The organism is Acidocella sp. C78 (genome assembly GCF_907164655.1).
In genome coordinates, this window is sequence record NZ_CAJQZK010000101.1 from 1 (window position 1) to 9,838 (window position 9,838).

Below are 9,838 nucleotides of genomic sequence, written 5' to 3' on the forward strand. Positions count from 1 at the left end.
CGCAAGCCGCCTCGGTGCCGCAGACCCAGCCGATGACGCAGCCGGCTTACCAGCCGCCGCCGCCGCAATATCCCCAGCAGGCGTATCCGCCGCAGGGCTACCCGCAGCAGGGCTATCCGCAGCAGCAGGGCGGCGGGCTGCTCGGCGGGTTCCTGAATTCGGGCTTCGGCCGGGCGATCGCGATGGGGGCCGGGTTCGGCCTCGGCGACGACCTGATCAACAGCATTTTCTGACCGGCCCGGCATGAACTGGCTTTCCGAATTCGTCCGCCCGCGCATCCGCACCCTGCTCGGGCGCAAGGAGGCGCCGGACAATCTCTGGCATCAGTGCTCCGCCTGCCAGCAGATGATCTTTCACCGCGAACTGGAGACCAATCTCAAGGTCTGCCCGCATTGCGGCCACCACATGCGGGCGACGGCGGCCGAGCGGCTGGGCTGGACCTTCGATGGCGGCACGTTCCAGCGGATCGACCTGCCGAAGGTGCCGGCCGATCCGCTGAAATTCCAGGACCGCAAGAAATATCCCGACGGCTCGCCGATGCGCGCAGGAAGACCGGGATGGAGGATGCCGTGCTGGTGGCGCATGGCACCGTGGGCGGGCATCGCGCGGTGATCGCGGCGATGGATTTCCGCTTCATGGGCGGCTCGATGGGGGCGGCGATGGGCGAGGCGCTGGTCGCCGCCGCCCGGCTCGCGGTGTTGCAGAAGGCGGCGCTGATCGTGTTCACCGCCTCGGGCGGGGCGCGGATGCAGGAAGGGCCGGTGAGCCTGATGCAGATGCCGCGCAGCACCATCGCGGTGCAGATGGTCCGCGAGGCGGGGCTGCCTTATATCGTGGTGCTGACCGATCCGACCACCGGCGGGGTGACCGCCTCCTTCGCGATGCTGGGCGATATCCAGATCGCCGAGCCGGGCGCGCTGATCGGCTTCGCCGGGGCGCGGGTGATCGAGGAGACGATCCGCGAGAAGCTGCCGGAAGGCTTCCAGCGCGCCGAATACCTGCTCGAACACGGCATGGTCGACATGGTGCTGGCGCGCGGCGAGATGGCGGCCACACTCGGGCGGCTGCTCGGCCTGCTGAAGGTGGGGCGGCCGGAGGCCGAGGCGGCGTGAGCGGGGCGGCGTGAGCGGGGAGACGCCGGCGCCGGGCCGGATCGATGCGCGGATCGAGCGGTTGCACGGGCTCTATCCGCGGCTGATCGACCTGCGGCTGGAGCGGCTGGAACGGCTGCTGGAGGCGCTCGGCCATCCGGAGCGGCGGCTGCCGCCGACGATCCATGTCGCCGGGACCAACGGCAAGGGCAGCGTCTGCGCGTTTCTGCGCGGCATGGCCGAGGCGGCGGGGCTGCGCGCGCATGTCTATACCTCGCCGCATCTCGTGCGGTTCAACGAGCGCATCCGGCTTGCCGGCGCGCTGGTGAGCGACGACGAGCTGGACGCGGCGCTCGATGAGGTGGAGCGGGTGAACGACGCAGCACCCATCACCGTGTTCGAGGCGATCACCGCCGCCGCCTTCGTGCTGTTCGCATCAAGGCCGGCGGAGATCGCGATCGTCGAGGTGGGGCTCGGCGGCACGTTCGATGCGACCAACGTGATTCCGCCGCCCGCCGCCGCCGCGATCACCGCGATCTCGCTCGATCATCGCGAGTTCCTGGGCGACACCGAAACCGTGATCGCCGCCGAGAAGGCCGGGATCATGAAGCGGGGCAGCCGGGCCGTGACCGGTTTCCAGACGCCGGAGGTGCTGGCCGTGCTGGATGGCAGGGCGAAGGCCGCCGGGGTGCCGCTCGCGGTGCGCGGGCGGCAGTGGCGGATCATGCAGCAGGGCGCGGGTGCCGTATATGAGGATGACGGCGGGCGGCTGGAGCTGCCGGCTCCTGCCCTGCCCGGCGCGCACCAGTTCGACAATGCCGGCATCGCCATCGCCGCCCTGCGCGCCGGCGGATTCGGGTTTGGCGAGGACGCCTTCGCGCGCGGCATGGCGGCGGCGGAATGGCCGGCGCGGTTGCAGCGCCTTGGGCCGCCTTTGGCGGGCGAGCTGCCGGCGGGTTCGGAACTCTGGCTCGATGGCGCGCATAATCCGGGCGGGGCGCAGGCGCTGGCCGAGGTTCTGGCCGGCTGGGAGGGGCCGACGCATCTCGTCGTCGGCATGAAGCAGGCCAAGGACGTGGCGGAGTTCCTGCGCATCCTGCTGCCGCAGGCGGAATCGGTGCAGGCGGTGGTCGAGCCGGGGCAGCACCTGGCCCTGCCGGTCGAGGCGATCATCGAGGCGTCGGGCGGGGTCGCGACGGCGGGGCCGGATGTGGAGACGGCGCTGCGGCGGCTCGCCGCGGACGGGACGCCGAAACGGGTGCTGATCTGCGGCTCGCTCTATCTGGCCGGGGTGATCCTGGCACGGCAGGAAGCGGCGCCGGCGCAGGGCTGATCCCCCTCGCCTTCCGGCCCGCCCCGCTTGCCTGAACCGGGCGATCGACCCGATACTCGCGGCGGATCGAAAAATGGGAGACCGGAATGTCCGCCACGATGAAAGCCTGGGCCGTTGTCGAGAACGGGGCGCCGCTGAAGGAAATCGACCTGCCGATGCCCGAGCCGACGGGGCGGGAGATTCTGCTGGAGGTGACGCATTGCGGCGTCTGCCATTCCGACCTGCATCTCTGGGACGGGTATTACGACCTCGGCAGCGCCGGGCGCTATGAGATCGTGCAGCGGGGAATCACGCTGCCGCTCGCACTCGGGCATGAGATCGTCGGCCGGGTGGTGAAGCTCGGGCCGGAGGCGAGCAGCGTGAAGGTGGGGGATGTGCGGATCGTCTATCCCTGGGTCGGCTGCGGCGAATGCGCGCGGTGCAAGGCGGGCGAGGACAATCTCTGCGCGAAGCAGCGCTCGCTCGGCATTTACCAGCATGGCGGCTACGCGACCCATGTGATCGCGGCGCATGCAGGGCACCTGGTCGACCCCGGCGATCTCGACCCGGCGCTGGCGGCGACCTATGCGTGTTCGGGCATCACGGTCTATGCCGCGATCCGCAAGGTGATGCCGCTGCCGGCGGAGACGCCGGTGGTGCTGATCGGCGCGGGCGGGCTCGGGCTTTCGGCGATCGCGGTGCTGCGCGCGCTCGGGCACCGCGCGATCGTCAGCGTCGATACCAGTGCGACGAAGCGCGACGCGGCGCTGGCGGCGGGGGCCACCGCGGTGGTGGACGGCAACGACCCGGCGCTGCACAAGGCGATCATCGCGGCGTGCGGCGGGCAGCCGGAGGCGATCATCGACCTCGTCAACGGCTCGGGCACGGCGAAGGCGGCGCATGCGGCGCTGGCCAAGGGCGGCAGGCTGATCATGGTCGGGCTGTTTGGCGGCGAGCTGAACATCCCGCTGCCCTTCATGCCGATGCGGGCGCTGACGCTGCAGGGCAGTTTCGTCGGCACGCCGGGCGACCTGCGGGAGCTGGTGGATCTGGCCCAGGGTGGGGCGCTGCCGAAGCTGCAGATCGAGACGGTGCCGCAGCGCGAGGCGGACGCGGCGATCCACCGGCTCAAGGCCGGCGAAGTGACCGGGCGGCTGGTGCTGGTGGCCGAGGGCGCTTGATCGAGAAGCTCGAATACCTGCTGGCGCTGGCGCGCGAGCGGCATTTCGGCCGCGGCGCGGAGAGCTGCGGCGTGACCCAGCCCACCTTCTCGGCGGGAATCCGCGCGCTGGAGGAGGCGCTGGGGATGCCGCTGGTCGAGCGGTCGTCGCGGTTTCAGGGGTTTACCCCGGAAGGCGAGCGGGTGCTCGACTGGGCAAGGCGGATCGTCGGCGACATGCAGGCGATGCGCGCCGATATCCGGGCGCTGAAGCTGGGCCTGTCGGGGCTGCTGCGGATCGCTGCGATTCCGACCGCGCTCGCCACCATCACGGAACTCACCACACCCTATCGGCGCCAGCACGAGGCGGTCAGATTCTCGATCCAGTCCTGCACCTCGAACGAGGTGCTGCGGCGGCTGGAGAATTTCGAGGTGGATGCCGGGGTGACCTATATCGACAACGAGCCGGTCGGCAAGAACCGGGTGGTGCCGCTGTATGAGGAGCGCTACCGGCTGCTGACGGCGGCGGATGCGCCGCTGGGGCGGCGCGAGCAGGTGAGCTGGGCCGAGGTGGGGCAGATCCCGCTGTGTCTGCTGACGCCGGACATGCAGAACCGGCGGATTCTCGACCGGCTGCTGCGCAATGCCGGAACCGAGCTGCGGCCGACGCTGGAGAGCAACTCGATCGTCGTGCTGGTCAGCCATGTGCAGACCGGGCGCTGGGCCTGCGTGCTGCCGGAGAAGCTGGCGCAGATTTTCGGGCTGACGCCGCGGCTGCGGGCGATCCCGATCGTCGGGCCGGAGGAGGTTCACGCGGTCGGGCTGGTGCTGCCGAACCGCGAGCCGGTCTCGCCGCTGGTGGCGGCGCTGGTGGAGGTGGCGGAAGCGCGGGCCGCAGCATTGGCGGGGCATGGCGGCTGAGACCTGATTGATAGATGTTTTCTATCAAACAATCTGGTCTTTGGCTTGTTTAGCGGGGGAAACTTGGGGATAATAGACAAATCATTAACCTGCATCACCTAAGCAGGAGTCTCGGTCATCCTGGCCGAGCGAGGAAACAGGATAGTCGGAATGGACCAGACGCCAGCCCAATGGAACGACGAGGCGGCACGCGCCGTGATCCGGGATCATGTCGGCGAGGAAGGCCCGCTGCTGCCCATCCTGCACGCGCTGCAGGAGAGTTTCGGCCATGTGCCCCGCGCGGCGGAGCCGCTGATCGCCGAGGCGCTCAACATCACCCGCGCCGAGGTGCATGGGGTGATCAGCTTCTATCATGATTTCCGCCGCGAACCGGCCGGCCGCCACGTGCTGAAACTGTGCCGGGCCGAGGCCTGCCAGTCGATGGGGTCGGAGGCGAATGCGCGGCGGCTGCTCGATGCGCTGGGGCTCGATTGGGGCGGCACCACGCCGGACGGGCGGATCACCGTCGAGGCGGTGTATTGCCTCGGCCTGTGCGCGACGGCGCCGGGCGCGCTGTTCGACGACGAGCCGGTGGGACGGGCCGACGCCGCCACGCTTGAAGCCCTGGTCGCGGAGGCCGCGTGATGAAGATTTTCGTGCCGCAGGACATGGCCGCCGTGGCGGTCGGGGCGAACCGGGTCGCCGCGGCGATCGAGGCTGAGGCGCGGGCGCGCAACATTCCAGTGACGATCGTGCGCAACGGCTCGCGCGGGATGTTCTTCATGGAGCCGCTGGTGGAGGTGGCCACCGCCTCGGGGCGGATCGGCTATCGCAATATCGGCGTCGCCGACGTGCCGGGGCTGTTCGAGGCCCGGTTCTTCGACGGCGCGCCGCATGCGCGTTGCGTCGGCCATGTCGAGGAGATCGCCTATCTGGCGAAGCAGACGCGCTTCACCTTCGGCCGGGCCGGGATCATCGATCCGCTGTCGCTCGAGGATTACCGCCATCATGGCGGCTACAAGGGGCTGGAGGCCGCGCTTTCGGCGGGCCCCGCGGCGATTGTCGCCGCGGTGAAGGAGAGCGGGCTGCGCGGGCGCGGCGGCGCCGGCTTCCCGACCGGGATCAAGTGGGAGACCGTGGCGCGCGCGCAGGCGGACCGGAAATACATCGTCTGCAACGCCGATGAGGGCGATTCGGGCACGTTCGCCGACCGGCTGATCATGGAAGCCGATCCGTTCATGCTGATCGAGGGCATGACGATCGCCGGTGTCGCGGTGGGCGCGACCAAGGGATATGTCTATATCCGCTCGGAATATCCGCTGGCGATCCGGATGATGCGCCGGGCGATCGAGATCGCGGAGCGCGCCGGCTATCTCGGCTCCGGGATCAACGGCAGCGCGCATGATTTCGACCTCGAAGTGCGGGTCGGCGCCGGGGCCTATGTCTGCGGCGAGGAGACCTCGCTGCTGGAGAGCCTGGAGGGCAAGCGCGGGCAGGTGCGGCCGAAGCCGCCGCTGCCGGCGATCGAGGGGCTGTTCGGCCGGCCGACCATCATCAACAACACGATCAGCCTCGCCAGCGTGCCGTTCATCCTCGCCGAGGGGGCGAAGCGCTACGCCGAGGTGGGCTATGGCCGCTCGCGCGGGACGATGCCGGTGCAGCTCGCCGGCAATGTGAAGCAGGGCGGGCTGTTCGAATGCGCCTTCGGCGTGACGCTGGGCGAGCTGGTGGACGAGATTGGCGGCGGCACCGCATCGGGCCGGCCGGTGAAGGCGGTGCAGGCGGGCGGGCCGCTCGGCGCCTATTTCCCGCCCTCGATGTTCGACACGCCCTATGATTACGAGGCGTTCGCCAAGCGCGACGGGCTGATCGGCCATGGCGGGCTCGTGGTGTTCGACGACACCGCCGACATGGCGCAAATGGCGCGCTTCGCGATGGAGTTCTGCGCCCTTGAATCCTGCGGCAAGTGCACGCCCTGCCGCATCGGCTCGACGCGCGGGGTGGAGACGTTCGACCGTATCCGCGCCGGGATCGAGCCGGAGAAGAATCTCGCGCTGGTGCGCGACCTCTGCGAGACGATGAAGTTCGGCTCGCTCTGCGCGCTGGGCGGCTTCACGCCGTATCCGGTGCTGTCCGCCATCAACCATTTCCCGGAAGAGTTTCGCGCGCCGAAACTCCCTGCCGCGGCTGAGTGAAGGAGAACCACCATGGGTCTCGTCCATGAAATCGATTACGGCACCAAGCCCAGCGAGGCCGCCAGCCTCGTCACCCTGACGATCGACGGGGTGAGGGTCAGCGTGCCGGAAGGCACGTCGGTCATGCGGGCGGCGATGGAGATCGGCACGCAGATCCCCAAGCTCTGCGCCACCGACATGCTGGACAGTTTCGGCTCGTGCCGGCTCTGCCTCGTCGAGATCGAGGGGCGCGCGGGCACGCCGGCCTCCTGCACCACGCCGGTGGCCGAGGGCATGGTGGTCCATACCCAGAACGAGCGGCTCGGCAAGCTGCGCCGCGGGGTGATGGAGCTTTACATCTCCGACCATCCGCTGGACTGCCTGACCTGCTCGGCCAATGGCAATTGCGAGTTGCAGGACATGGCCGGCGCGGTCGGGCTGCGGGAGGTGCGCTATGGCTATGAGGGCGAGAACCATCTCGACTCGGTCAAGGACCTCTCCAACCCGTATTTCCAGTTCGACCCGGCCAAGTGCATCGTCTGCTCGCGCTGCGTGCGGGCCTGCGAGGAGGTGCAGGGCACCTTCGCGCTGACCATCGCCGGGCGGGGCTTCGAGTCCAAGGTGTCGCCGGGGATGGAGGAGAGCTTCTTCGAGTCCGAGTGCGTGTCCTGCGGCGCCTGCGTGCAGGCCTGCCCGACCGCGACGCTGATGGAAAAATCGGTGGTCGAGATCGGCCAGCCGGAGCATTCGGTGGTGACGACCTGCGCCTATTGCGGCGTGGGCTGCTCGTTCAAGGCGGAGATGCGCGGCGAGGAACTCGTGCGCATGGTGCCCTACAAGGATGGCAAGGCGAATCACGGCCATTCCTGCGTGAAGGGGCGCTTCGCCTGGGGCTATGCGACGCACCAGGACCGGATCACCAGGCCGATGATCCGCGCCAAGATTTCCGATCCGTGGCGGGAAGTGTCGTGGGACGAGGCGATCGGCCATGTCGCCGCGGAGTTCAAGCGAATCCAGGCGACCTATGGCAAGGGCTCGGTCGGCGGCATCACCTCGTCGCGCTGCACCAACGAGGAGACCTTCCTGGTGCAGAAGCTGGTCCGCGCCGGGTTCGGCAACAATAATGTCGATACCTGCGCGCGGGTGTGCCACTCGCCGACCGGCTACGGCCTGTCGCAGACCTTCGGCACTTCGGCGGGGACGCAGGATTTCGACAGCGTCGAGCAGGCCGACGTGATCCTGCTGATCGGCGCCAACCCGACCGACGGCCACCCGGTGTTCGGCTCGCGGATGAAGAAGCGGCTGCGCGAGGGGGCGAAGCTGATCGTGATCGATCCGCGGCGGATCGACCTCGTGCGCACCCCGCATGTCGAGGCGGCGCATCATCTGCCGCTGCGGCCGGGCACCAATGTCGCGATGCTGACCGCCCTCGCCCATGTGATCGTCACCGAGAACCTCTTCGACGAGGCCTTCGTGCGCGAGCGCTGCGATCTCGACGCCTTCACCCACTGGGCCGAGTTCGCCGCCGCCGAGCGCAACAGCCCGGAGGCGCTGGCGGCGACCACGGGCGTCGACCCGCAGCTGGTGCGGGCGGCGGCGCGGCTCTACGCCACCGGCGGGAACGCCGCGATCTATTACGGGCTGGGCGTGACCGAGCACAGCCAGGGCACGACGGCGGTGATGGCGCTCGCCAATCTCGCGATGGCGACCGGCAATATCGGCCGCGTCGGCGTTGGCGTGAACCCGCTGCGCGGGCAGAACAACGTGCAGGGCAGCTGCGACATGGGCAGTTTCCCGCACGAGTTCAGCGGCTACCGGCATGTTTCGACGCCGGGGGTCAGGCAGGCTTTCGAGGTGGATTGGGGCGTTTCGCTCGACGCCGAGCCGGGGCTGCGGATTCCGAACATGCTCGATGCCGCGGTGGATGGCACGTTCAAGGGGCTCTACATCCAGGGCGAGGACATCGCGCAGTCCGACCCGGACATCAAGCATGTCACCGCCGGGCTCGCGGCGATGGAATGCGTCGTCGTGCAGGATCTGTTCCTCAACGAGACCGCGCAGTTCGCCCATGTGTTCCTGCCGGGCTCGACCTTCCTGGAGAAGAACGGCACCTTCACCAATGCCGAGCGGCGCATCCAGCTCGTGCGCAAGGTGATGACGCCGAAGAACGGCTATGAGGACTGGGAGATCACCCAGCTCATCGCCCGGGCGCTGGGCTACAACATGAACTACGCGCATCCCTCGGAGATCATGGACGAGATCGCGCGGCTGACGCCGAGCTTCGCGGGCGTGTCGTTCGACCTGCTGGAGCGGGAGGGCTCGGTGCAGTGGCCGTGCAACGAGACGGCGCCGGAGGGCACGCCGGTGATGCATGTGGGCGGGTTCGTCCGCGGTCAGGGGCGGTTCTTCGTGACGGAATACGTCGCGACCGACGAGAAGACCGGGCCGCGCTTCCCGCTGCTGCTGACCACCGGGCGCATCCTGTCGCAATACAATGTCGGCGCGCAGACGCGACGCACGGCGAATACCGCCTGGCATGAGGAGGATCTGCTGGAGATCCATCCGCACGATGCCGAGCAGCGCGGGATCAATGACGGCGCGTGGGTGAAGCTCGCGAGCCGGGCCGGCGAAACCTCGCTGCGGGCGAAGGTGACCGACCGGGTCGCGCCGGGGGTGGTCTACACCACCTTCCATCACCCGATGACGATGGCCAATGTCGTCACCACCGACTATTCGGACTGGGCGACCAACTGCCCCGAATACAAGGTGACGGCGGTGCAGGTCTCGCCCTCGAACGGGCCGACGGCGACGCAGCAGGACTACGCCGATCTCGGCCGTCGGACGCGGCAGATCGAGGCCGTGCCGGCGGAATGACGGCTCTGCCCGCCCCTGTCGTGCGGGTGGCGGCGACGGCGTTCCATCATGGCGACGTCGTCGCCGGCACCAGGCTGGTGCCGGAGGAGACGGCCGTGGCGCTGAGCTACGACCGGGCCGGCTATGCCGTGATGATGGCGACGCCGCGCGATCTTGAGGATTTCGCGATCGGGTTCAGCCCTGTCGGAAGGGATCGTCGACCGCGCGGAGGATGTGCGGGAGTGCCGCATCGTCGCCGTCGAGGACGGGGTGGAGTGCCGGATGCGGGTTGGCGCGGAGATCGGCGAGCGGCTCGCCCGCCGGCGGCGACACCTTGCCGGGGCGCTGG

Annotated in this window: 6 protein-coding genes and 2 pseudogenes; all 8 read left to right on the forward strand. The window is 69.1% G+C overall.

Annotation, left to right across the window (positions count from 1 at the left end):
• Positions 1–233, forward strand: a pseudogene (locus tag ACIDOCELLA78_RS96325) (hypothetical protein); the annotation flags it as partial.
• A 10-nt stretch (positions 234–243) separates the two neighbouring features.
• A pseudogene (accD, locus tag ACIDOCELLA78_RS96330) lies at positions 244–1,112 on the forward strand (acetyl-CoA carboxylase, carboxyltransferase subunit beta).
• A gap of 10 nt (positions 1,113–1,122) precedes the next feature.
• The gene (locus ACIDOCELLA78_RS96335; protein ID WP_201729846.1) at positions 1,123–2,424 is read left to right on the forward strand and encodes a folylpolyglutamate synthase/dihydrofolate synthase family protein; all 1,302 of its coding nucleotides are present in this window, start codon (positions 1,123–1,125) and stop codon (positions 2,422–2,424) included.
• 98 nt (positions 2,425–2,522) lie between these two features.
• Positions 2,523–3,584 (forward strand): alcohol dehydrogenase, encoded by a 1,062-nt coding sequence (locus ACIDOCELLA78_RS96340; protein WP_249676850.1) that lies wholly within the window; start codon positions 2,523–2,525, stop codon positions 3,582–3,584.
• Positions 3,581–4,483, forward strand: a complete 903-nt coding sequence (locus tag ACIDOCELLA78_RS96345) for a LysR family transcriptional regulator (RefSeq protein WP_201729848.1) — start codon at positions 3,581–3,583, stop codon at positions 4,481–4,483. Before ACIDOCELLA78_RS96340 ends, ACIDOCELLA78_RS96345 begins: the two co-directional genes overlap by 4 nt.
• 150 nt (positions 4,484–4,633) lie before the next feature.
• Complete coding sequence (locus ACIDOCELLA78_RS96350) at positions 4,634–5,107, forward strand: formate dehydrogenase subunit gamma (RefSeq protein ID WP_201729849.1); 474 nt, start codon at positions 4,634–4,636, stop codon at positions 5,105–5,107.
• Complete coding sequence (locus ACIDOCELLA78_RS96355) at positions 5,107–6,657, forward strand: NADH-quinone oxidoreductase subunit NuoF (RefSeq protein WP_201729852.1); 1,551 nt, start codon at positions 5,107–5,109, stop codon at positions 6,655–6,657. Before ACIDOCELLA78_RS96350 ends, ACIDOCELLA78_RS96355 begins: the two co-directional genes overlap by 1 nt.
• A 12-nt stretch (positions 6,658–6,669) precedes the next feature.
• Positions 6,670–9,510 carry a formate dehydrogenase subunit alpha gene (fdhF, locus tag ACIDOCELLA78_RS96360; RefSeq protein ID WP_201729850.1) on the forward strand — a complete coding sequence of 947 codons (2,841 nt, stop codon included), beginning with the start codon at positions 6,670–6,672 and terminating at the stop codon, positions 9,508–9,510.
• Positions 9,511–9,838: the final 328 nt, after the last annotated feature.